Source organism: Streptomyces sp. WG5 (assembly GCF_049974565.1).
In the GTDB taxonomy this organism is placed as follows: Bacteria; Actinomycetota; Actinomycetes; order Streptomycetales; family Streptomycetaceae; genus Streptomyces.
On sequence record NZ_JBNGGC010000183.1, the window covers coordinates 1 to 571 of the forward strand.

1 protein-coding gene is annotated in these 571 nt (G+C 67.1%); it reads left to right on the top strand.

Features of this window, described 5'->3' with window-relative positions; all coding sequences use genetic code 11:
- Window positions 1–25: 25 nt before the first annotated feature.
- The coding region (locus ACP4IX_RS36520; protein ID WP_426558982.1) for a molybdopterin molybdotransferase MoeA at window positions 26–571 on the top strand (546 nt) is incomplete at its 3' end.

Sequence of the window (571 nt, forward strand, 5' to 3'; positions counted from 1 at the left end):
GCGGATCGACGCGGCTGGCAACGTTGTGCTGCCGCCGGGCCTCAAGGCTGGAGCGAACGTGCGGCCTGTGGGCGAGGACATCGCCGAAGGTCATGCCGCGTTGCCTGCGGGCCGGCGGCTGCGTCCCCAGGACATCGCGCTCATCGCAGCGTTTGGATTGACGCGCGTCGAGGTGAGGCGGCGGCTGCGGGTCGCTGTGTTTTCGACCGGCAACGAAGTGGTTTCGCCCGGTGCTCCGCGCGCCGCCGCGCAGTTGTTCGATTCCAACCGCTTCATGCTGACTGCCCTGTTGAAGCGGCTCGGCTGCGAAGTCAGCGATCTTGGCATTCTGCGTGACGACCGCGCGTCTCTTGCCGCGGCGCTGAAAGACGCTTCAATCCGTCACGACCTGATCCTTACCTCGGGCGGCGTGTCCACGGGGGAGGAGGATCACGTCAAGGCCGCCGTCGAGAGCGTCGGTACGCTGGTGCTGTGGCGGATGGCGATCAAGCCGGGGCGCCCGGTTGCGATGGGGGTCATCGGCGGCACGCCGTTTATCGGATTGCCGGGGAATCCTGTGGCGAGCTTTGTG